The following is a 26,491-nucleotide window of genomic DNA, read 5'->3' on the forward strand; positions in this document are numbered from 1 at the left end:
GCACCGCAGGCCGCTCCCGCGCCACACCGGGAGCGGCCGCTCCGTCGTGCCCGCGCGGGCTCAGGGGCGGGCCTCGATGAGTATCCACGTATCGCCCGAGATCAACACGATGATCTTCATCCTCACCGGGGAGAAGCTCATCGACGCCGACGAGGACCTGGCCTTCGACAGCCGTGTGCCCTACTCCGGTCTGGGCCGCAAGCTGGAGCGCCTGTCCTCGCTGATCGACAAGTCGATCCACGACATCGGCGAGTCCATGCCGGACGACCTTTCCAAGTCGTACGCGAACGCGATGGGCATGCTCGTCGACGACGGCGGCAAGAACTACCTGAAGGAATTCGCCGACCAGCTCGACAAGATCGCCGAAGGCCGGCGGAAGACCTCCATGGACATCATGGAGTCGAAGTGGCAGGTCATCGCCGAGATCATCCGGTTGCTCATCGAGATAGCCATCTACCTGGCGATGTCCTTCTTCACCGGTGGCGCGTCGGCCAGCCAGATCATGATGGCCAAACTGCGCAGCCGTTTCTTCATCCTCACCACGATGAGCCACCTGCTCCAGCGACTCCACCTTGCGCCTTCCCTGACCGAGGCGTTCGCCGAGGCCTTCACCACCTTCGCGGTGCGGCTGGCGATGATGAACTTCGCTCCCGACGGCCGCCGCCCCGACGGCTTCGACTGGAACGACATCCTCAAGGCAGCGGCGTTCGGCGCGGCGGCCGGTGGCCTCACCAGCATCTTCGACAGCTTCGCGAAGAACATCGTCAACAGCTACGACAAGAACTTCCTCAAGAACGGCCCGGACCTCGACTTCAAGGGTCCCCCCACCCCGAAGAGCAACCCGGACCTCGACTTCAAAGGCAACGGCCCGACCCCCAAGCCGGACCCCACGCCCGGCCCCACGCCGAGCCCCAAGCCCGACCCCACGCCGACGCCGAAGCCGGATCCGGCACCGACCCCCGGCCCCGGTGGCACCGGCCCCACGCCGTACGGGAACGGTCCGGGGCCGTCGAGCAAGCCACCGGTCACCTTCCGGAACGACCCGCTCTCCTTCCGGAACAACCTCGACCTGTGGCGCAACAACCAGATCCTGCGCAACAACGCCGACCGGCCGGGCGCGCTGGCCGGGCACTACGGGCTGAAGGGGACGGCCGACTTCCTCGCCGCAGGCGCAGGTGAAGCGCTCGCGGAGATCCTGATCAAGGGCGCATTCGACGGTGACTGGTCGACCAGCTGGTCCACGTTCGTCGGGGCCGGCATCAGCAGCCAGGTCGAGGGATCGCTCAGCGACACCGCCGTGAACAGCGGCGCCGAACTGCGCCACGCCATCGACAAACTGGGCAACCGGCCGCCCACCGTCTCCGGTGGGGGCAGTGGAACAGGTACGGACGGTTCCTCGCGTTCCGGCGCCGGCTCCGACCGTACCGACGGTTCCCCGGGCAGGGACACCACGGGCGGCGACGGGCCCGCGCCCGCCTCGCCCCCGCCCGTCGTCCAGCAGACGACCGGACAGGGAGACACCACCGGCAGCCCGTCCCCACCGCCCTACGAGCCGGGGAACCCGCCGCCTTACACGACCCCTGACCCGCCGGCCTACACCCCCGGCCCGCTGCCGGTGACCGCCGCCGAGAACGAGCTGTGGCAGCAGGTCCACAGCAGCTCCGCCGAGGTCCGTCAGCAGGCGTTGGACGATCTCGCCGCGCTGCGCGGCACTGCGGCGGCGCCGGGTGCCGCGGAGCTCGGTATCCGTGACGGCCTCCAGGGCAGCCTGTCGCAGATGCCCGAGGTGCGGGTGGTGCCCGGCGGGAACAGCCCGGCCGTACAGATCGACGCCGACGAGGTCCGCCGTGCCCTCGGCGGCTTCGACGCGCCGGTCACGGCGGGTCCCCCGTTCACTGCCGCCCCCGGGACGCAGGGCAACAGCATCGCCCCGGTGACGGGAGGCCCCACCGGAAGCGGCCCGCAGGGCGCCCCTCCCGGCACGTCGCCGGAGAACGCGGGCGTGGACGTGCCGGTGGACCCGGCCGCGGCCCCGACGGGAGACGGGAACCCGGGGGTCGCCTCGCCCGGCGGCACGACTGCGACGTCCCCGGAGAACCCTGCCGTGACGTCCCCGGAGAGTCCGGGTGTGACGTCGCCGGAGCACGTGGAGGGTGAGTTCCCGAGCGCTTCCCACGATTCGACCCCGCAGAGCGACCCCGCGTCCACCCCGACGGACCGGGAAGCAGGCACTCCCGTCCCCACGGGCGTCCCCGCTGCCGCCACCCCGGCCGGAGCGGGCAGCGGAGCGCGGCCGGGCGGTGTCCCGTCCGGGTCGGCGTCCCCCTCCGCCACGCCTCAGCAGGGCAGCCGTACCCCGGAAGGAGCCGCCCCGGCGGACGGCTCCCCGCAGAACGGGGCTTCCCCGCAGAACGGGGCTTCCCCGGACCCCACGGGCGCCGATCCGGACCCCACGGGCGCAGCTCCGGACGCCACGAGCGCCGATCCGGATGCCGCGAACCCGACGGTGCACGCGGGCACATCGGATTCCGCACCGGGATCCACCCCTCCGGCTGCCGCCTCCGCCTCCGCCTCCGCCTCCGCCACCGACCCGGCCGCGGACGACACCGACACCGCTCCGACGCGGATCAGCACCATCGGTTCGTCCTCCGACACCGACACCGGCGACGCGCGCGAGGCCGCCGGCACGGCCGACGTGAAGGCCGGCCCCGGCCCCGCCGGGGACCCCGGGGCCACCCAGGCAGCACCTCTGACGATCGTGGTGTCCGAGGTGCCGCCGCCGAGGGAGGGAGGGCCCGAGGCGCTCGCGTTCCTGGACGGCGCCGGCACCGACCGGGCGGTCGTGCTCGGACCGGCGGTCGCACCGGAGGGTGGGGGACGCCCGGTACGTGCGGCGGTGGAGCTGACCCGGGAGGGGCCCGGCGCACCGGTCCGGGTCCGCCCGCTCGCCGGACCGGTACCCGCCCCGACGACGGACGGCACCACGGACACCGCGTTCCCCGGCTCAGACGTGCTGCTGCCGCTCGCCGACGCCCTCGGCCCGATGCCCCGCCCCACCACCGAGAGCGGCGTGGTGCCCGAGGGCGTGGCTCCGGCCGCCACTTCCCCGGCCACGCCCCCGGAGAAACCCGCTCCCGTACGCGGTGCCGCGGCCGCCCCGGGGTCCAGGGTCACGGGCGCACCCGCCCCGGACAAGCCGGCCACCCTGTCCCGCTCCTGGACAGGGGCGGCGACGGACCTGCACCTTGAGTCGGGCAAGAGCGACACCGACGGCCGGGGAGCCGACGGGCCGGGTACGGGTGCCGGCTTCGGCCGTGGGCCGGGCGGCGACGGAACCCCGCCGCACCCGCCCACCACCCAGGACACCCGCCCCGGTCCTCCCCCGCCTGCACCCCTCCCGCCGTCGCCCCCCACACCGACGCCCCCTCCGGCGCCTCTTCCGTCGGCCCGGATCGTCGTACGTCCCGCAGGCAGCGGGTCCACCGAGGACGGCGGCAGCGGTTCGTCACGCCCGCCGGGGGAGCCCGCCGTCACCACGCTGGACGGCCACACCGTGCCCGTCGCGCAGTTGAGGCGTCTGGTTCCCGACACCGCGGTGAAGCCCCGGCCCGGGCGCGCCGTGCAGACGCTGACGATCTCGCAGAGCCCCGCGGAGGACGGCACGGCCCACGCCGAGGCGCGCCGGGCACTCCTCGGCGCGGACACCTTCCGGGGCGTGCGCACCATTTCCGGCGCACCGGCCGCCCAGGGCGCCACCACGGAGGCGCCAGCCGCGCCCCGTACGGTGTTCACCGGCCCGCCGGCCGCACTCCCCGGTTCGGGCACCGAGCGCGGCGCGGACTACTTCGCCGGGCACGGCACCTCCCGCACCGTCTCCCTCGGCACCGAGGACACCGCACGGCCCACCGTGAAGGTCAGCGGTGTCCAGCTCGGCGAGGTGCTCAAGTCCTGGGGACAGGAAGGCCGTCAGGACCGGCCGCTCGTGCTGTTCTCCTGCGAGACCGGGCGGCAGCCCGAGGTGGCGGGACTGCCGGTGGCCCAGCACGTGGCGAACCGGACCGGACGCCGGGTCCACGCGCCGACCACCGAGGTCGGCACGGCCAAGGACGGCGAAGGCAACGTCCGCGCGGTGCTCACCGAGGGCGCCGACGGGCCGGGACGGTGGCGGGTCTTCACCCCGGAGCCCAGCGGCGCCGCCCTGGACGCCCTGGCACGCGCCATCGGCCTCCACACGGGCCCCGGACCGGCTGACGCCTTCGCCCTGACCCGGACGCTCCAGCAGGTCCGCACCCTGCGCGAGATCCTCGGCCCGGACGCCGAGCAGCGCGCCGGTAACCGGGAACTCCTCGCAGGGCTCGCCTTCGTGGACGGCCTGCGCTGGCGCAGCGCCGACACGGCTGCACGCTACGGCGACGGCCGCATGACCCCGGAGCTGCTGCGCCGGATGGTGACCGACCACCGCGGCACCACGGGCAATGCCACGGGGGGTCCGGCGGCCGGTCCGACGACCGGGCAGTACGCCGATTTCCTGCGTGCCGCAGCGGAGTTGCGCACCACCGCGGGGCCCGGGACCACGCTCGACGCCCTGCTGCCCCCGCCGCCGCCCGCGCTCCCGCCGAGCACCCTGGTGTCACCGGAGGACGTGCGCGGTCTGACCCTCGCGCCCACGGCACGGGTCACCTGGTCGCTCTCCGACAGCCCGCTGCCCCTGTCCGAGCTGGCCCTCAGCCCCGAGGACGCCGCCGAACTCGCCCGCCGCAGACCCGACCTGGCGCCCGCACCCAGGGGTCCGGAGAGCCTCGCCGAGGACGTGGACCTCCTCAGCAGGTCCACGCCCGGTACGGCGGACACCGTGCACGCGGACGGATCGGTCTTCCGGCGGCTGGACACCCCGGGCGGTGGGAACTGCCTGTTCAGGTCGCTGCTCGACAGCGCGCGCGGGCAGGACGTACCGCCGGCGTGGGCCGCGGGGAACGTCGCCGGACTGCGCCGGCTGCTGCGGGACAGGATCACCGGCACCGAGCTGGGCGACGCCGTGGCCGTCGCGATCCCGGACCCGGTCTTCGCGGTCGTGGACGACCTGCGGATGCGTGCCGTGGCGGGAGTGCGGGACCCGGGGGAGCGGGACCGCATCACCCGGCAGTGGAACCGGACCGCCCAGGCCGTCGTCACCGACGGCGATGCCGCCACCTGGCAGCGGATCCTGCGGGACGGCGACTACCCGCACCTCGCCGACGTGGCGCCCACCCCGGCCGATGCGTGGCGGCTCGGCACCAAGGAGCTCGTCGCCTCGGCGGCCGAACTCCCCACGCTCTGGGCCTCGCCCTTCGCCGACCTGCTCCCGGAGGCGCTGGCGCACACGCTCGACCTGGACCTGCGGCTCGTCCAGCCGGATCCGCACGCGTCGTCGGGCGGCACCTTCGTCAACACGCTCAACCCGGGGGGCCGGGGCGGCGTGCTGCACCTGTCCTACAACGGTACGGACCACTTCGACGCCCTGGTCCCGGCCTCGGCCCCGCTCACACCCGTGCCGGCGCCCGCCGCCACGCGGGACCCGGGCACCACGCGGGACCCGGGCACCACGCGGGACCCGGGCACCACGCAGGCCCCGGGCACCACGCAGGACCCGAAGCCCCGTCAGGACCCGAACACCACGGCCGCCGTCCAGGACCCGCCCGTCCCCGGCGCGCTCGGGGAGTGGCTGCGCAGCATGGGCGGGATCACCGACCTCGACACCCCCGACACCGCGCCCCCTGACCGGGGCGACCCGGTGCCGCTGGAGACCCAGCTCGAACGGCATCGCCCCGCGCGGCTGCTGACCGGGCAGGACGCCCGGCCGCCGGGCCCGGTGCCGGACACCGTCACCTTCGAGGACGGCAGCCGGCTGCCCACGGTCCTGATCAGCCCGGAGGCCGACCCCGGCGACGGCACACCGGGCGGCCGGACCGACGGGACCGCGCGGAGCGGCCGGACCGGACTCTTCACCGGCGTCGGCAGGACCACCCTCCGCTCGCCCGAGCAGGTGGCGGAGGAGATCCTGGGCACGCTGCCGGCGAAGCTCCGCGCCCAGTTCGACGAGGCGGAACTGCTGCGGCTGCTGACCGACCAGCCCGGCGCCTTCACCGCCCCGCGCGGGGCGCGCTTCGTCGGCCGGGAGAAGTCCGGGGTCGGCCACGAGATGACGGTCGAGGCGATCCCCTACCACCGGTGGGAACGCTTCTCCGACGTGGGCGGCGCCACCGTCAGACTGGACACCATGCGGCGTGGCCAGGCGGGCACGGGCGGCGGGCGCAGCGTCGGCTTCGGCCGGCGGATCGCGGGAGGGCTGAGCATGGGCCCGCCCCTCAACTGGCTCCTGAAACTGGGCTTCTCGCTGGGCTGGACCCGCAGGACGGACTACGCCCTGGGCACCCAGGCGTACAACCAGTCCGAGCACCGCGCCCACGAGGGCTCCCACCTCCACCTGGACGACGTCCACTACCGGGTCCGGGTGGACCGCGTCACCGAGGCGCCGGCGCCCGTGGGGCCGGCCACGCCGGCCGCTCAGCAGCCGGCGTGGCGGCGCACCCAGGTGCACACCGCCGGGTTCGCGATGCGCGACGGACTCAGCTGGCGGCTCCCGGACGACCTCACCGTGCCCTTCAAGGGACCCCGCCAGGCACCGGCGGCGCTCACCTTCCCGGACGGCGCCGAGCCGCGGATGACGGACACCACCGGCCTGCACCTGGTGGACCCGCCCGAGGACACGGCCCTCGCCGTCTCCGGTGCCCGGCCGGGGAGTTCCGCACACCGGACCCTCGTCTCGTACGTCCGGCCCGGGCGGCTCCTCGCCCTGTTCGGCCGGTTCTCCGGGCCGGTCACCGGGCCCGAGCTGACCCGGGGCAGCGGACAGCACCCGCTGGGCCACCTGATCGTGGAGCGGTCGACACCCCACCGGGCCACCCTCGTCGCCGAGTCCGTCAAGGCGGAATTGCGCGACCTCACCCAGACCACGTACCAGAACGAGCGCGGACACGTCCGTGACACCCGCCTGGGTGTCCAGATCACCGCCGGGCCCAACTACACTCTCACCGGCGCGGACACCGACGTACGGCTCCAGGGCGGTCCGCTGGTCCGCGCGGACCTCTCCACCGGGCGCGGGCACTACCTCGGCGCCGATGCCGCCCGGAAGACCACCGGCCGCGTCCGCAACCAGCCGGTCGCGCTCTACCGGGTGGAGCGCACCCTGATGGTGCGCAAGCCCGGCGAGCTCCCGTCGGCCGCCCGGCCGGTCCGGGTGGTGAGCCTGGACTGGATCTCCACCCAGGACGCGCGCCGCCTCGCGGGCTGGGACAGCCGGACGCCCGGCCGGACGGGACCCGACCCGGACGTCGAGCCGCCGGTGCCGTGGTACCTCACCCGCGAGGACCCGGTGCACCTGAGCGGCCAGGTGCGGGCCGAGGGCTTCCGGCCCGACCGCCCGCAGCCGCAGCCGCAGCCGCAGCCGCAGGCCACGGACGGGTCACCCCCTCCCGTCCAGCCGCAGGCCACGGACGGGTCACCCGCCCCGGTCCGGCCGCAGAACGCGCAGACCGCGCAGACCGCGCCCCAGGACCCCATGCGGGCCTTCGCCGACACCGTCCTGGACACACTGCACCAGTCGTACCCGTCGCTGTTCGTCCCGCCGTCGATGCTGAGGCATCCGCGGCTGGCCAAGTTCTGGTACGGCGACGGGCGGATGCGGACCGCCCTGCACAACGACCGTCAGGTCCGCGAGGCGCTGAACCGGCCCAGCCTGGCGCAGAGCCTGGACGACCTGACCACCACCGGAGTGCCGGTCGGCCTCACCGAGGACGGCAAGGTGCGCCGCGGCCACCACACGCTCATCCTCAGGGCGCGCCTCACCGACCGCCGGTTCGAGACCACCATGAGCGAGCGCTCGCTGCGCAACGCGGTGGTCGGCACCGAGATATCCGGCCAGGGGCAGCAGGCGGCCCTCACCCTCTCCGGCGGGGTGGAGCTGGGCGTCTCGCCGCGCGACCACGACAAGGTTCCGGACGTCGGACTGCCCCGTCAGGCCGGCAGCCTGGCGGTCGGTGCGCGTCACGCCAGGACCGACACGAAGACCACCAGGAACACGGTCGCGGTCACCCACGACCATCTGACCTTCCAGACCGGTGCCGACCTCTACAGCTACCAGGTGGAGCTGGGCGCCACCTTCGAGGGCCACCGCCGTCCGCGCGGGTGGGCACGGCTCGCGTCGGTCGGCCTCCTGGGCGCGGGGGTCTTCGTCAGCAAGGTCGAGGAACGGCCCCTGTTCACCCGGGGCAACGAGACCGTCGGCCGGGTCGAGCTCGCCGTGCCGGTCGCGCACGCCTCCGAGCGCCACGCCCCCGCCGACCCGCCGGCCACCGTCCCGCCGTCGGCCGGCCCGCGCCCGACCGGGACGGGACCGACCCCGGCGACGGCTCCGCCGCAGCTGCTCTCCTCCACCGAGGCGGACCAGCTCCTCGACGGCACGCGCCCGCTCCCGAGGGCGGCGTCCGCCGACCGGCAGCTCACGGAGAAGCTGCTGAGCGCCCCGCACGTGGTGCTCAGCACCGAGGGCGGACCGCAGCGCCAACAGCTCATCCAGGACACCGCCGAGCGGGCCTCGGGGACCTCCTGGCACGTCAGTGCTCCCGGCGCCCCGGTGCGCACGGCACTGCGCAGGGCGATGGCGAACCTCGGCGTGGCCGGACAACTCGGCCAGTACCTTGGCCCGTTCGGCTCCCGTGTCACCGGGCTCAACGGCGCGGGGCCGTTCCGGACGCACTACATCAAGGCCGCGGTCCGCGGAGAGCTGAGCAACTTCCGCGTCAGGAGCGACCCGAAACCGGCCAGCTTCGAGGCCACCGTGGGCAACGAGCACCGCGTCAACGGCACCGCCAGCACCGTCTCTCGCACCACCCTCGGCCTGCAGGGCGCCGACATGCCGCTGCAGCAGGCCCCCGGCCAGCCGGCGGTCGTCGGCTCCTACTCGGCAGCCCTGCAGTACGCCCGGGGCAAGGGCCGCAGCGTCTCGCAGACCCTCACCCAGGGACGGAACACCACCCTCACCTACGCCGGGCGCATGTACCTGGTCGTCGCCGACACCGCCGAGACCCTCGCGGTACGGGACCGCTGGACGGCCGCGATGGGAGCGGTGGGCACCCGTGCCGGGGCCCGCATCAGCTCCGTGGCCGGGCGGCTCTCCGAGGGGCTCGGCGACAGGCTCGCCCCGCGCCGGGCCGCCGCCGCGCTCCAGCGCATCCGCGACGCGGTGATGTTCCACCTCCCGATGCAGGACGTCATCGAGGCCGGACTCGCCCCGGACGGCCTGGGCACCACCACCCCGCGCAACCTGGGCGGCGGATACCGGGTGCCGCCCTACCTGCGCGGCCGCCGGTTCCCCACTCACCCCAGCGGGCAGCTCGACGCCGGTTCCGCGGCGCGGCAGCTGACGGGGCAGCTGGAGAAGGCCGGCGTACCCTCGCACGACCGTGAGCAGGTGCTCCAGCGGCTCTCCCCGGACTTCCTCGCGGCGCACCTGCACGAGCTGACCACGGAGGGGATGACGCTGCCGGTCCACCACCGGACCTGGAGCAGCCCCTTCCACCTGCCGGTCGGCGGCAGCCCCGGACAGATCAGGTTCACGCTGACCCCGGTCACCACCACGGTCGACCGACTGCGTACCGGCTACGAGCTGGAGGACTACCGCACCACCGTCCGTGACGCCGCCGGAGGCACCTCCCAGGACCGTGGCGCCGACGTGACGCTCAGCGGGGGCGAGCGCGCCGCGGACAGCGGCATTCTCGTCGCCAACCCCTCGCTCCAGGGCACCGCGGCCAAGCAGCGGTCCAGCGCGCGGACCCAGGCATCGGGCACCACCGCGATGCCGAACATCGCCACCACCCAGGCACACGCGGAGATCGTCACCGGCTACACCCTGACCGTCACCATGACGAACGCCACCGGGGACCTGCTCGCGCCTGGCGTGAACGGCGTACCCGTCGGCAGCCTCCACGAGGTCCTTCCCGCGAGCCTGCTCACCCCGGACGGCGAGGGTGCGGACGGCGCGCTCACCGAGCAGGACGTCCCCGAACCCCCGCGCACCGTACGCATGCTGACGGCGGACCAGGCACGCCCCCAGGGCATCGCCGCCTGGCGGACGTCCGCCGCTGACACCACCGGCGAGGCCGACCCGGACGTCCTGCCCTTCGACGACCGGATCGGCTCCGGCATCCTCGCCGTGGACATCCGGGGCGCCGCCAACGTGCACGACGCCCTGACCCTGGCGACCGCGCGTGCCGACGGTCTCGGTGACACCGACCTCGGGAACCGGCACACCGGCGCGGTCCTCGACGCCCGCGTCCGCACGGCCCGGCTCACCCCGCTCACCGGCCTCGGCACCGCACCGGCCCAGGCCCAGCAGGAGGCCACCGCACAAGGTGGCCTGACCGCCGGCTTCCGCGAAGCACTCGGCGCCCAGGGCATCTCGCTGCCCACGCAGGCCTCCACCCACCTCCTCGGCCAGTCCCACACCGCCGACTCCCGCCTCTACGCGAGGATGCACCGTCGCGGGGCCCGCCTGCTCGCGGTGGAGAACAAGCCGCGTATGGAGGCCATGCAGAGGGCGAAGACCTCCGACGCGCTGGATGCCGGCATCACCGACAACGTCGAGGGCGCGGTGGGCACCGCGCCGCTGGCGGGCAACAGCAACGCCGGTGTCACCAACCCGGGGGCCACGGTCCCGGTTGCCGGCACGAACGACGGCACCACGCTCAAGGGCACCGCCGACACCACCCTGGGCACCCACGTCAAGGTCGTCACCGACCGCAGCATGCTCTTCGCCCTCCCGGTGAGCTGGCTGTCCGTGGCCGAGGTGCACCACCGGATCACCGACAGCCGCCCGATGTTCGCGCTCGGCAAGGCGGAGCGGGGGCCGCGCGCCGCCGAGACCGAGACCACGGCGCTGGTCTGGCTGCGCGAGGACATCGCCCGCGACTACGGCCTCCTGGACGACTCCACGTTCACCGACGAGGTCCTCGCGGCGTGGGACGACCAGGCCAAGGCGGCGGGCGACCTCGCCGCGGCCGAGAAGGGTTACTACGACGCGCGGGCGAGGGCCCGGGAGACGTGGCTCGGCCTGAGCGCCGACGAACAGACCGGACCGGACACCGACGAACAGACCGGACCGGGCACCGGCGGACCCACCACGCCGGGCACCGGCGACGCCGGCCGGGTGCCGGCACCCTCCCCGGCCGTCACCGCCTGGCGGGCCGCCCGTGACGAGGTACGCCGCTGGGAGCAGCGCACCGACGCCGCCGCTGCCGACCACCACCGGCTGCACCTCGCCGCCTCCCGCCTCACCGCCCACCACCAGGGTTCGGCCTCGGTCCCCGTGAAGGACCTCCCGCAGGAGTACACCGCACCCGGCTGGCGCTCCGAGGCGCCCGCGCCGTACACGTTCACCGGCGGCACCGGTTCCACGCCGCGCACCCTCGCCTCACCGGACGGCGCCACGGTGCGCGAGGTCCACGGCATGCCGCACGACGGGGCCTCGTTCTTCCACGCGCTGCTCGCCACCGCCCAGGACCGGGGGCGGCTGCCCCAGCTGCTCGGGACCGACCTGGCCGACCGGTTCGCCGCCGACCCCGGCAACCCGGCGGTGACGGCCGAGGCCGTCGGCACCGCGCGCGACCGCCTGGCGTGGGCACTGGGCCAGGACGGCAACGAGGACCTGCTCGACGCCCTCGCCCTGGACACCGCGGACACCTTCACCCAGGCCGAACTCGACGCGGCCGGTATACGGCTGACGCGCGCTCAGCAGGCCGAGTTCGACGCGTTCGGGCGCCTCCCGGTGACCCTCTGGCCGACCCTCGCGCAGCGGGTGGCGCTGGCCGGGGCCGCCCTCTCCCGCCCGTTCGCGAGCGAACCGCACCAGGACACGGCGGACGGCGAACCGGCCCCGCCGGAGCGCCGTGCGGGCGACCACGGCGGCGCCGACCTGCTGCCCGCGCTCGCCGCCCGGGTCCTGGGGACCCCGCTCACCGTCGTCACCGGCGAGGGCCGTGAGCAGCTTTTCCTCCCGCACGGCACCGACCCGGCCGCCGTGGACCCGGCCGCCGATCCCGTCCTCCTCGTCGAGGGCGGCTACTTCCACGCCGCCCTGCCGCAGGGAGCCGCGGCCCCGGTCGCCACGCCGCTGCCGGCTCCGGAGGCCGAAGTCACCCCGGACACCGGACGCCCCGTGCCCGAGACGCCACCGGCGCACCGCAGCCACCCCACCGCGCCCTGGCTGCCGCCCGCCGGCAGCACCGGCCCGCGCTTCCGCCTCGACCGCGACGGCGTGCTCACCGCGCCCGACGGCGCCACCTACACGCAGGGCGCACCCACCGGGCGTGGCAACGGCTTCTTCGGCGCCCTCTCCACCGCCCTTCACCTCGCGGCCGCGCAGCCCGGTACGGACCGCCAGGAGGCGGGGCGGCTGCGCAGGCGCGCAGGGGCGCCGCCCGCCCAGCTGATGCGCCTGAACGGGCTGCCGGGTGATCCCGGCGCGCGTGACTCCCTCTTCGCGCCCCCGCCGATGCACACCCGTCCGGGCGCCCCGGCTCCGAGCGCGGAGGCCCGGGCGAGCCACCTGCGCCTCCACCTCGCCACCTCCCCCTGGGGACCGGAGGCGGACCGGGCCGTCGCCGAGTGGGCCGCCTCCGCCACCGGCACCACCGTCACCCTGATCGAGGAGAACGGCACCGCCCACACCTACTCCGGGCCCTCCGCGGACAGTCCCTCCGTCCTGCTCCGCCGCCGTGGGGGAGACATCGTCCCCCTGCTCATCCGTACCCCGGCGCCCGCGCCGAAGGCGGGGAGCAGCGAGCCGGCTTCCCCGCCGGCCCAGGACCCGGCCGCCGTGCCGCTGCCCCCCTCACCCGGGTCCCCGGCCGACAGCGGCCTCCCCGGGCTCACCGCCGAGGAGGAGGCGTACGAACTGAGCACGCTCTCCGGTGCCGAAACGGACGCGCTCGCGCGGTTCCGGTTCACCGACGACTCCGACACCGGGTCGCTGGCGCAGTTCCGCTTCACCGACGACACCGGCGACTCCGACCAGGAGGACGGTGACGACGGAGCCCCGGACGACACGACGCACCAGCTCTGGCTCGACCTCCTCTTCGGATCCGCGTCCCGCGAGGACTACTCGCCCGAGATGCTGGTCGGCACCGCGCTGTCGCTGCGGGAACTCGCCGAGCGGCACCCGAACCCCTCGGCCGTGGCCGACGGCCATCTCCTGCAGGGGCTGACCAGGCGGGTGCTGGGCCTCGCCCCGGACACCGAGGTGAGCGAGCGGCACCTCCTGCTGCTCGGGTCCCTGGCCCTGAGCGCCTCCCCGGCCCAACTGGCCGACGAGGGAACCCTGACCGCCTACCTGACGAGCCATGACGCCGCACTGGCCCGGGGCACCCGGCTCGGGTCCGGGCACGGCACCGGACGGAACTGGACCGGCACCGGCGCCGAGGTGCCGCCCCTGGACTCGTACGCGGTGGAGGGCGCGGACGGCCGGCTGAGCATGTGGCCCGCACCGTGGCCGTCCGCCTACACGGTCCTCGCCCAGGGGGACGCCGACTCCGTCCAACTGAACACCCCACGCGGCACGTTCACCCTGGACGACCCCGCGGAGTTCGCCAGGATCATCGCCCGCGACCCGGCACGGCCCCCGGGCGCGGACATCGTGCTCGTGGTGCCACACGGCGACATCGCGTCCCTGGCGCTGCACGTCGCCGACCTGACCGGCGCCCGGGTCTGGTACTCCGGGCACGCCCCCCGCCCGTCGACGGACTGGCGCACCGGCACCGACCACATCACGCTGGGGCCCCTGGCCGACGGTGACGACGTCGGCGTGGTGTGGACCTCCGTCCGGCCGGGCCAGGACACCGACAGCGACGGCGACGTCTCGGACATCGTCGGCATGTACGGGAGCGGCTCCGGCGGTCCCGGGGGGCTCGACGCCCGCCGGGCCGAGCCGCTGACCACGACGGAGTACGGCGTCGTCAACGGCGGCGACACCGACGTGATGTTCCGCAGGCCCGGCGGGATCCAGGGCAGCTGGCAGACCCCGCGCGCCCTGACGGGCGCCGACGACGCACCCGAACTCCTCCTGTCCGTGCAGGGCCACCACGAGACGCTGGTCACGGAGCGGCCGGTCCTGCGCATCTCCTCGGACCGCACGCTCGCGGTCGAGAACGGCATGTACGGGCAACAGGTCTTCGCCACGGAGGAGGCCGTCGCCCGCGCGTCGGTCAAGCTGGCGCGTGCGGGGACCTCGGTGCGGCTGCGCACCGACCCGGACCTGAGCATCATCCTGCCCACCCCCGGCGGTGGAAGCAGGCAGCTGTTCCTGGTGACCCCCGTCTTCCTCACCCGCTCCGGCCAGTCCACCGAAGAGGTCTGCAGGGACTTCGCCGACATGCTCGCCGACACCTCCCGCACCTCGCACATGGTCTTCCGCACCCCTGGCGCCGGGCCCGTCGTGACCGCACCGGCCAACGCGTCCGACGGGGCCGAGGTCACCGGCACCCACCACCTCGCCGACGCACTCGGCCACGTCGCGGACGGTGACACGCCCCCGGCCGCAGCGGATCCGGAATGGGCGGCGGCGCTCGTCCGCCGGGACGACCGTCCCACCGGTGGCGACGGCGGTCCGCTGCCGGGCCGCGCGTACGGCAGCGCGCTGAGCCTCGCCGAGGAGGACGACCCCCGACGCGAGGCCCTGTCCGACGCCGCCGGCCGCATCGGGGTCAACGAGCACGCCTGGGCCGACATCGGCGAGGGCTACGTCGTGCAGTCCGTGGCGGCCCCCGGCGAGCAGGGCCAGCCGAGCCTGGAGCACAACTACGCCAAACCGCAGGCGGGTTCCGGCGGGGCGCACTTCGGCTACCACTTCGTCACCGTGGTGCTGGCCAGCGAGGACGGCAGCCACCAGATCTCCCTGGAGAACCACGCACGCGCCTCCCAGCGCAACCACCGGCACCGCAGGGCGGTCCAGGCGAACCTGCGCAACCACGACCTGGACGAACTGCGGGAGATCGCGGAGCGGCTGCGCCAGGAGATCGGGAAGCAGCCGGACGAGGGCGCGGACAAGCAGCTCGCGGAGCTGCGCGGCTACCTCGACCTGACGCTCGCCCTGATCAGGGCCAAGCACGCCCAGGCGGAGATGAACGCGGCACCCGCCGGCTCACCGGAGCGGGCCGCGGCCGAGAGGACGCTGGAGGGCGCCACCCGCGCCGCCGCGCTCCGGGCCGGACAGCTCGAACCCGTCATCGCGGGCAAGCACCAGTGGTACATGCGGATGTACTCGCAGCGTCCGGGAGAGTCCGCCCACGACACCAACGCGGAACTGCTGGGTGACAACCCCTCCGCCGAGGCCAATCCGCTCACCGCCGTCGTCCTCCGGGGCCAGCAGGCCCTGCCCGTGCCCATCACCTTCGACAAGGGGGGCCAGCAGACGCCCGAGAGCGCGAAGCACTCCCTCCGGTACCTGGCCAGGGTGGTGGCCAGGGCCGCCCTGTGGAACGAGACCAACGGGCTGCCGCTTCCGGACGTCCGGGTCACCGGCCGGCGCGGCGGCCGCCTCGTCGGGCGGGACCTCGCGAAGGTGCGGGCCGAGGCGGTCGCGGCCTCCTTCCGGCAGGACCTCTCCGCCGCGCTCGCCGAACTCCAGGACGGCACACCGCAGCCGCACCTCACCGCCGACCGGTTCACCGTCGAGCCGGTCTCGGTGCGCGACCGGGCGACGTCCGCGGGCGACCCGGCGGCCTCCACCGTGACCCTCACCGTCGACGACCACCGGGGCGGGCCCCGGCACGTCGCCACCCGGGGACCGGGCGGCCTGCCCGGAGGCTCGCGCGACGACGGTCTCGACCCCATGGCCGAGCAGTGGCCGATCGGCCGCGAGGTCACCGTCATGCGGCCCCGCCTCGGTGTCGATCCGAGCTCCGCCGTGTCCGCGGACGACGTACGCGCCGCCCCCCGCACCCCCGCCGGCGACCTGCCCACCCGGACCGGCACCGCGAAGGGCAAGGACCCGGTCCGCACGGCCGGGGACGACGCACCGGCCACCACGGGCCCGCAGCCGGGCCGGTGGTCCACGTGGACGCGTACCGCCGCCTCCCGCTCGGAGCCCTTCACCTACGAGGTCGCCGACACCGGGCACCTCAGGCTCCCCGACGGCCAGGAGATCCCGCCGGACGGGTGGACGCGCTTCGGCCACGACTTCGTCCACGCCGCGACGGGCACGATCCTGCGCGGCGACAGCGGATGGATCGGCCGTGTCGCCAACATGGACACCCTCGCGCCCGTGCTGGAGGACCTCGACCAGGAGGCCGCGCCGCACCGGGTCGTCGCCGACTCCTCGGCGCTGTACCTGGTGCCGGAGGGCGATGGTGACACGGCCCTGCGCATCCCGCTGCGGGAAGCCTCCGGTGAGGCGCCCGCCCCCGGTCCGGAGCGGTCGGGGGCAGGCGTTCCCGCTGCTGCGCAGCCGTCCGGTGCACCCCGCGCCCGCCTCGACGACCGGCCGCGCGTCGTCGTCCGGTCCGCCTTCGACGTACGCCGGTTCACCCACGGCGGAGAGACCGTCACCGACCTCACCGTGCGGCTCGCCCTCCGCGACGGTGGCGGGCAGGCGGACACGGACGCCGTCATGGCCCGGGTGCTCCAGGGCGTCGAGGAGTTCTACAATCGTCCGGGGCACCTCCTGCCCGACGGCGACCGGCTGCACGTCACCGTCGAGCGGGTGGGGTCCGACGACGACCCCCACCTCACGGTCGACCTGGTGGGCCGGGACCAGCCGATGAACCAGCGGGCGTGGTGGGCCGACGCCGACCCCGTGGAGTTCGCGCACGAGCTGGCGCACCAGCTGTTCCTGCGCGACGAGTCGCGCGACGCGAGCAACCCGGGCCGGCTGGACGCCCCCGGCAGCCTGCTCGGCCCGTTCCGCGAGCAGGCCCCCGACGGTCTCGCGCAGAGCGGTCTGCGACCGCGCCACCTCCAGCTGTGGTCCGCGGTGGCCGGCCGGATCACGCCGCACACCCCACCGGAGGGGACGAGCTGGGCGGACGCCAGGAACGGCGCCGAGCCGGAGCTCCGGGAGCCGGTGTGGGTCGACCCGGTGTCGCTCCCCGCCGCCTCCCCGCAGACCGGTCCGGACGGTTCCGTGCCGCCCCCGCTGCCTCCAGGAGAAATCCTGCCCACCGTCGCGGAGGCGTCCGACGAGTCGGAGTCCGACACGGACTCCGACGACGACGCGGAACCCCCTGCCTGGGCCGGCCAGGGCTGGCTGAACACCGTGTTCGGCCCCTTCCTCGGCAACGTGCCGCGCGACCGCCTCAGGGAGACCTCCGAGGCGCTGTACGCACTCGTCGCGGCGGAGGCGGGACCCGGCGCGACGCCGCAGCGGCTGCGCGACGGCCTGGTCCGCGTCACCCGGCAGGTCCTGCACATGGCCTCCGGGGCGAGGCCAGCCGCCGGGGACGTCCACCTGCTCGGCTCGCTGGCACTCGACGCCTCGTCGGACGACCTCGCGAGCACCGACGACCTCGCCCTGTACTTCGTCGACCGGCAGATCGAGACCGGACGGGGTGCTCTCGACGAGAGCACACTGCTCCGCGGGGCCGGAGGGACCGCCGTCGGACGTGACTTCACCGGCCAGGGGCGACCCGCGCCGGAGACCGCGTCCTACGCCGTGCGGGGACGAGGCAGGGGCGTCCGGCGGCACGCCCCGTGGCAGAACCCGTACCTCGTCGTGGCCGAGGACACCGGCCAGGGCGTCGAGATCGCCTTCCCCGGCCACTCCTTCCTCGTCGACAGCCCCGAGGAGCTGGCCAGGCTCATCTCGTACGACTCCCGGCGGCCCCGGGGCGCGGACATCGTGCTGGCGCTTCCGCCGGCGTACGCCGGCACCGTCGCGTCCCTCGTCGCGGGGACCACGGGCCGCCGCGTCTGGTACCCCGAGGCGCCGGTCGGTGTGGCCACGCACCCGACCGCCGGGTCCCGCCACCTCATGCTGGACCTCGACGACGGCGACACCGGCGCGGGCTGGGCGTCCGCGGACCCGCCCGGGGACGGCGGCCTGCCCGGCGCCCGCGACACCGGCAGCCTCTTCGGCCCCGACAGCGACGACGACCGGTCGAGCAGCGACGGGGACGCCGAGTTCGACCGCCTGGCCGACCAGGCCGTCCTGGAGCGCCGGATCGACGCGCTCCGCCCCCGGCCGCTGACGACCACCGACTACGGCGTCATCGACCGGCGCGGCACGGGCGTCCTGTTCACCCCACCGCTCCCGCGCACGGTCGGGGAGGTCAGGGCCGGGGACGGCACCGGCGCCCTGGTGATGCCCCGTCAGGACCACGGCGACGTCTTCATGGCCGACCGGCCGCCCCTGCGCATCTCCGAGGACCGGACGCTGGCGACCCTGGCGGCCGGCGACGGTCAGCAGGCGTACGCCACCCGTACGGCGGTCGAGCGCTCGTCGGCGCGGCTGGCCGCGGCCGGCGCCGGGGTACGGCTGCGGGTCGACGAGTCGGTGGGCGTGCTGCTGCCCGGGGAGGACGGTTCGTACGGTGAGCCGCTCTTCCGGGTGGAGCCGGAGTTCCTCACGGCATCCGGCGGTCCTGAGCACGCCTTCACACGGGACTTCGCCCGGACGGTGGCCGGCGCCGGCGGAGCGCAGCTGTCCCACATCGCCTTCCGGGGCCCCGGCGGCCGTGCCGTCGCCACTGCCCCGGTGAACGGGATGCACGGCCGGGAGGTCACCGGTACCCATCACCTCGCCCAGGCGATGGCGGAGGTCGCCGAGGGCACGGGCCCCGCAGCCGACGTGACGCCCCGCTGGGCCGCGCGCCGGACCGGCCTCGACAGCCGCTTCACGGGAGGCGTCGTCGGTGCCCCCACTCCGGGGGAGCGCTACGGCAGAGCCCTGAGCCACGAGCCGCAGGACAACCCGGCGCGCACCCGGCTCTCCACGGCCGCGCGGCGCATCGGTGTCAACGAGTACGCCTGGGCCGGGGTCGGCGAGGGGTACCTGATCCAGTCGGTCAGCACCACGAACCAGGGCGGAGCGCAGCTGTTCACGCACAACCACGCCAAGCCCGGCGACCGGGTGGGCCCGCACGCCCCGTACCACTTCGCCCAGGTGGTGCTGGCGGCCGAGGACGGGACGCACCAGATCACGCTGGAGAACGAGACCCACTCGCGGACCGCGATCCCGGACGAGCTCCTCGACGACGTCATCGACGAGAACCTCGACCGCCACGGCGAGGACGGCCTCACCGCGCTGGCCGCGGAGACCGAGCGGCGCCTCGCCGGACTGCGGCACAGCGGTGCGGACGAGGCGGAGATCTCCCGCACCGAGGAGTTCGCGTCCGTGGCCCGGGCCCTCGCCGACGTCCACCAGGCGGAACAACTCCCCTGGTACTTCGACGAGGACCGGCCCGAGCACGCGCTGGCGCTGCGGGAGGCGGCCGGGGCGCGCGCCCGCGCCAGGGAGCTGATCCGGGACGCCGCTCCGGTGATCCGGAACCAGGACCTGTGGTCCTTGAGGGCTTACAGCAAGCGCCCGGGCGAGTCGGCCCACGCGACCAACGCGGCGCTGCTGACGGACGACCCGCCCGCCGTGGCCAACCCGCTGACGACGGTGGTGCTGCACGGCCACGCGCCGCGCCCGCATCAGCGGACGGTCCACTTCGGGGAGAAGCAGCACGACATCCCCGCCGACGCGTACGGCACGATCGAGGGCCTGGCCGCGGCGCTGGCACGCACCGGGCTGTGGAACCGGGCGCACGGCCTCCCGATGCCGTCGGTCACCGTCACCGGTCACGGCAACCGCTCCCAGGCCAGCGGCCGGGCGCGGGCCGACGCCGTCACCGCGGCCCTCGCGGCGAGGCTGGCCCAGGTGCTCAGCACCTCCCAGGCCGGGACGAGCGGACCGCACGTAGGCGTAAGGGACTTCGGCCTCACCAAGTCCGCGAAGCGGGTGCGCAGTGCCACCGACCCCGCCCGGGGCCGGGTGGTGACGATCGACATCGACGACCACCGCCTGGTCACACCGACCCCGTCCGGCCGCACCACACCGGTCGGGGAGACGGCACCGGCGGAGGAGCCCGCCACCACCCGGCCGACGGCCGGGACCGCCGCGGCGTCCGGGACCGTCACGACGACCGACGGCCCCGCGACGACGGGGGACCCCGCCGTCACGCGCCCCGCGACCCCGGAGTCCGCGGCCGGTGCCGGGCGCGGCAGGTCCCGGCCGCCGGGCCGCAGCGCGCAGCCGAGCCCCGAACGCCGCAACGGCGACGCACCCCCGTGGGTCCTGGCGCGCATCCGCTACGCCGAGGAGTCGGCCGCCTTCGACCGGCGGCTCGGCGAATACCTCGCCGAACACGAGGCGGTCATCGCGGAGTTCCGGACGATGGCGACCGCCGCCTGGGCCGCGGCCCGCCGGGAGTACCCCCGCGCCCTGGCGACGTTCGGAGACACCAGCAAGGCGAAGGCCGGCGTCGTCGGCACGTCCCGTGAGGCCCTCCAGCGGGTGCTGCGGAGCGGGAACCTGCGTGAGCTCGTGGCGTTCCTCTACGAGGGGATCTCCAGCGACCTCGTTCCGGAGATGCTCGGCGGCGCCGAGGAGCAGCACCCCGAGATCGCCGCGGAACGGCCGAGCAGGCGGCAGCGCGAGGTCTACGCCGAGTTCATGCGGCGTGCCCTGGAGATCTCGGCGTCGGACATGCCCGTTGCGGAGAAGGAGGCCGCGGTCGCGGAGCTCCAGCGGTCGGTGGTGACCCCGGCACACCCGGACACCGCGCGGCCGCCGCTGAGCGAGGCGGAGCGCAGGTTCGCCGTCGGCGCGGCCGGACTGACCTGGATGCCGGCGACAGCGGTGTACGACATCCCGCTGGACGCCGCCTTCCAGGGCGCCTCCGAGGACTCGGGCGGGCTCGTGGCGACCGGCACCGCCGGGTCCACGTACCGCTTCGTGCTGCACGCCGCCCGGATGCGGGAGAAGTGGGGGGTCGAGCTGGACCTCGGCCTGATCCGGGCCGGGATGCTGGCCATCTCGCTCACGGTGGGCCACCACACCGCACACGAGGTGATGCGTGGCGCCCAACTGGCCCTCGACGACGTGCCCGGCCACGACCCGGCGCTGGACTACGCCGACAACTGGGGGCGGTACTGGAACATCCACCCCCTCACCGAGCAGGAGCTGCGCGAGAACGTCGCGCGGGACGGCCTCTTCCCCGACGAGCACGCCCGGGCGCTGCTCGACGAACTGAGCCCCCTGCCCGCCCCGGGCACCGGCACCCGCGAGGACGCGGCGGACACCCGCACCGCTCTCCCGCACCGCCCCGTCACGGCCCGGCCGGTCCGGACCCGCCCCGTCACGGCCGAGGCGGACCACCCGGCGCCGCAGTCGGCGAACCCGTCCGCGGCCCCCGCTGCCGCCCACGCCGCCACGGCGGAACTCGCCGCCGCGTGGGACGCGCACGGGCGGACGCTGACCGCGCTGGGCGTGGCCACCGCCGAGGCCGCGACGACGGAGCGGGCCGGCGGCGGGCCGGCGGCCACTGCCGACGCCTGGGCCAGGGCCGACGGGGCCCGCGCGGCGCTGGAGCGTGCCGAGGCACGGCTGCGGACCCTGGGCGTCGCGCCGGAGACCCTGGAAGCGGCGCGGGGCAAGGGCGCCGATACAGCCGGCAAGCCACCGGTCGTCCCACGAGACAGCTCCCAACGGGTCTGGATCGCACAGCAGTTGAGCGACGACGACCTTCCGCCCGTGCTGCCGGAACCTGCCGGGGACGAGACCGTCGCCCTGGAGGACCTCGACGCCGTGGGCATCACGCTCTCCCAGGGACAGCGGACCGAGATGATGCTGCGGGGAGACAGCCGGCTGCCCACAGGCGGACTGTCGCCGCTGGACCGGATCCGCGTGCGGATGGCGCACCCCGACGCGTGGACGGACACCCTGGACGACGCCTCCGCCCGGGCCTCACGGCGTCTGTGGGCGCAGGCGTACGCGGACTTCGCGGCCGCGGCCCCCGAGGGAACGGCCGAGGCCGGCACCGCCCGCGCCTGGGCCGGCGCCGTCTCCCTGGTACTGCCGGCGGAGCCGCACCCGGTGCTCGCCGACTCGCGGTACGCCGGCGACGGCTTCCGCGACGCGGTGCGCCGTGTCGCCGGCCGTCTCCTGGACGGGGGGACCGCCGGCCAGGCGGCGGACCTCGCCGACACCCTCCGCGCGGGACTGGGCCTCGGGGCGCGCTGGACCCCGCCCGCCACCGCCTCGGACGCCGCGGAGCCCGCCCCCGGGACCCAGTCCGGGACGGGTGCGGACATGCCCGGCCTCGACCTGTCGGTGCTCGACGCCATGGACCTGGACGGCTCCGACCCCGGCGGCTTCGACTTCGACTTCGACATGACCGGCCTGGACCTCCCCGACCTCGACATGACCGGCCTTGACCTCCCCGACCTGGACATGACCGGCCTGGACATGACCGCGCTGACCACGGGCAGCGGGCAGCCGGTGTTCGTCGCACCGGCAGCCGTCTCGTCGGCCGGGCCACTGGCCGCCCTGCCACGGCTCAGCCTGGTGACCTTCGGCGAGGAGGCGACGAGCCTCTCCGCCGGGGCGCGCGAGGACCTCGAACGGCTCGCCTTCCGTGTGGCGGAGGCCGGCCTGCGCAACCGGCGCACGCGGGTGCCGCTGCCGAGGACCGACATCGCCGGGTACGGCGCCGACGCACGGGGGGCCGGGACCGCGCAGCAGCGGGAACAGTCGGCCCGGGAGAGGGGCGACCAGCGCGCACGAGCCGCGCACGGACTGTTCGCCGACCTCCTGGACCGGTCGCTGCGCACCCTCCAGCAGCACCAGCCCGAAGGCGGGCCACGGCTGACCGCCAAGGACTTCACTATCACCTCGCGCGGCCGTGCACGGGTGCCCGGTCAAGGCGTCACCGTGAGCCCCTCCGGGACGGTGAACCGCGCAGACCTGGGACGGCAGGCCACGATCGCCGTCCTCTCGCCGGGGCACGCCGCGGCGGTCGAGACCCTCGACGCGCTGCGCCGTGGGGACCCGGCCCTGCGCGCCGGGGCGTTCGACGTCGACGCGTCCGCCCGGCGGATCCTCCACCTGGCCCCGCACGTGCTGGTCGACCCGGAGATGCGCAGGGACTTCTACACCCTGGTCGAACGGGCGACCGCGGCCGGCCGGGCGTCGAGCACCGCCGCGCTGACGGCGTTCCACCTCGAGGAGGAGGGCGTCCTCGCGGAGGACCGGGCCGGATTCCTCTCCGTGGGCGGCAACCGCGTGCCGGGCCTCAACTGGACCGGTCCCGACAGCGCCGAACTGGACGGTCTCTTCATCGACGACCTCACCCCCGACCAGGCGGGCGGATTCCTTCCCACGGGTGCGTCGGAATTCTCCCCGTGGCCGTGGGACGTCACCGCGTACGCCGTTCTCGCCGACGGGAGCCACGACACGGTCACGGCACGGCTGCCCGACGGGACGACGACGGATCTCGACGCCGACGAACTCGCCGAACTGGTCGCGGCGGACCTCGCACGGCAGGGCCTGCCGGTGAGGACCCCGATCGTGCTCGCCGTCCCCTTCGCGGGCGACCGCTACCTGGACCTGCCGAGGAAGCTGGCGGAGCGCACCGGCCACACCGTCTGGGCGCACAGCGGCCTGGCGCGGCGTCACCCCGATCCGTCAGGACCGGGCACCGTCGCCGTGATCCGGCGGGACGGGCTGCCGCACGGTTCCTGGGTCCCGGTCCGCCCCGGCCTGGCGCCCGACGCCGACGAGGGCACCCCCGGCTGGCACCGCGACGTACTGACCCAGCCCGTCGTCAGCGCGCTGACCGGGCAGCAGATCGGCCGCAGCCTGCACGAACCCGGTGAACTCGCCGGTGCGCGCGAGGACAACTTCAGCCGCCTCGACCAGATGACGCTCTACGTCCACTACAACCCCGCCACCGGCACCTACTCCGCCGCGCTCCCCCTGGAGGATCCCGGCCCCAAGGACAAGGCCTACCACCTCGCCGGCCACGGCCTGCCCGGCCGCATGACGCTGCCCCTGGCGGACGGCACGTCGAGGACGGCCGGCCGGCGCGAGGCGGGGGAGTGGCTGAAACGGCGCAAGAGCCTGTCGAGCCTGCCCGAGGACCACTGGATCGACCTGGTGATCTGCAGTGCGTCGGCCCAGCGCGACAGGTCCACGCAGGACCAGTCGCAGACCGGTGCCTCCTTCCCCGTCCCGTTCGCGGCCGATCCGCTCGCGGACGACGCCATGTCCCTGGGACAGCACCTGGCGAACGTCACACGGCGCACGGTCCGGCTGTCCCACTCCCTCCAGGCCGCGCACACCCACCGGGGCGACCCCGTGCGCGTGCTGTTCACCGACGCCCGGGGGCACCGGACGTGGTGGGACACCAGCCGTCCGGAGCCCGGCGGGGCCGAACTGGACCGGCTGGCCCGGGAGGCCGGATCCGAGGGCGGGCCGTCACCGGAGAGCCGGGCCCGGACCCTGAGGCTCGTGCGGGCCCTGCGGATGGTCTTCGGGCACGACGTCGAGGACGCCCCCGACCACACGGCCCTGATCCGCGGCGCGGCCGCGCTCGACAGCATGTGGCACGCCGACCCGGACCTCGCCCCGACCGGCCCGTTCTCCACGGACCTGCTGCGCCGGGTCGTCGCCGCGCACCCCGACGCCGCCTCCGGGGTGGACCGGCAGGTCACCCGCCAGGTCCTGGCCGCGGCGGCACGGGCTCACCGGCCCGGCGCCGTGCTGCCGGTGAGCAGTTTCGTGGACCTGCCGCTGCTGCTCTCGGCCGCCCGTTGGCTCCAGGACACGACGGCGGTCGGCGAGGCAGCCGTCGTCGCGCTGCAGCTGTCCGGCCCCGGCGAGGTGGGCGGGGCCGAGCGGGCACGGATGTTCTGGGCGCGGGTCAAGGCCGAGGAGACGATCGCAGCGGCCGGCCCGGACGCGGACACGCTCACCGCGCGACTGCAGCACCTCGATCCCGCCGTCGAGGTGAACGACGCACTGCGCGACGACGTGACGGCCCTGCTCACCCGAGGGTTCGCGGTGGGCCGGGCCATGGCCGATCCCTACGTGGCGGCGGCCTACGACCTGGAGGAGAGCGGTGCCTTCGAGAACCCGATGCGGCCCCCGGGACCGGGGTCCGGCACGGGCGGCGGGCGCGACTGGAAGGACGGGGCGGCCTCCCTGCCCGGGACGAGCAGGTTCCGGGCGCCGAGCGGGATCGTCGACGCGCCGTGGGCCGGGCAGGACGCGTCCGGCAAGGACAGGCCCGTCCCCTACCTGGTGCGGGCGTCCGTGGACTTCCAGGACGACGACCATCTCGACGTGGACGTCGACGGGACGCCGTACCGGGTCCCCGCCGGGGAGTTCGCCGAACTGCTGGCCGCCGACCAGGAGTTGCGTGGCCTGCCCCTCTCGACCCCCGTCCTCCTGGCACTCGACGGGATCGGCGGCCCCGGACCGGGGCTGGCGGACCTGATCGCCCGGCGGCTGGGCCGGAGCGTCTGGTGGAGCCCGTTCCCCGTCGACCTGTCCGGGACGGACGACGCCGGAACCCCGGTGGTGACGCTGACGGACTCACTGGCCACGATGACCAGCCCGACGGCCGCCGACTGGCACGAGGCGCGACCCGTCGACCCTGCCGGGGACCAGCAGGGTCCCCGCCCCGTCGAGCCGCCGCTGCCCGCGGGGCAGGGGCCGTCCACGGCGGGGGGAGCCGGCGACGACACGGAGCTTCCCGCCCCCGGACGCGACGGTGCGTCCGTCACGTCCGGCCCAGGTACCCCCAGCGAGCGAGGAACAGATGAGTGAGTACGGCGCCGAGACCCCCGAGGCACCCCTGGACCCGGCGCCTCCCGAGGAGTTCGTCGAGGCGGCCCGGCTGGCCCCCGACCACTGGCTCTACCTGAGCGATCCCGCGTGGCAGGGTGACGGCCCGCCGCCGGAGTGGGCCGTGGTCGGGCAGTGGCGCTCGGACTCCCGGGGCGTGATCGTCGCGTGGGAGGACAACGAGGGCTACCGGCCCTCGCCCGGGGCCATGGGGTGGCCCGAGCCCCTCGACGACGTGGACCGCGCCGTCCAGCTCGCCACCACCGGATACGGCCCGGTGGAGGACGTCACCACGGCCCTGGCACAGGCCGAGGTCGCTGTGCTGGTCACGGCGGACGGCGAGCCGGTCAGCGCGTCCGTGCCCGACGGCACGGCGGTGGTCCCCGTCTACACCTCGCCCCACTACCTCCGGGCCGCCGGACCGCTGGGGTTCGTGCGGCTGCCGGTCGTGGAGCTCGTCGGCCGGATCCCCCCGGGGCACGGCCTGTACCTCAACAGCTCGGCCCCGGCCGGCATGGTGCTGGCCACGGACGGGCTCGCGGAGGCGCTCCGCGAGCCCAAGGGCTGAAGGGTGCT

Annotated in this window: 2 protein-coding genes; both read left to right on the forward strand. The window is 75.2% G+C overall.

Annotated elements, in window-relative coordinates; all coding sequences use genetic code 11:
* The first annotated feature begins 76 nt into the window (after nt 1-76).
* Nucleotides 77-25,897, forward strand: a complete 25,821-nt coding sequence (locus tag ACFC51_RS34330) for a lonely Cys domain-containing protein (RefSeq protein ID WP_376532661.1) — start codon at nt 77-79, stop codon at nt 25,895-25,897.
* Nucleotides 25,890-26,483 (forward strand): type VII secretion system-associated protein, encoded by a 594-nt coding sequence (locus tag ACFC51_RS34335; protein ID WP_376370628.1) that lies wholly within the window; start codon nt 25,890-25,892, stop codon nt 26,481-26,483. The genes ACFC51_RS34330 and ACFC51_RS34335 overlap by 8 nt, the downstream gene beginning before the upstream one ends.
* The last annotated feature ends 8 nt before the right edge of the window (nt 26,484-26,491 follow it).

It is taken from the genome of Streptomyces sp. NPDC055962 (genome assembly GCF_042270185.1).
GTDB lineage: Bacteria > Actinomycetota > Actinomycetes > Streptomycetales > Streptomycetaceae > Streptomyces.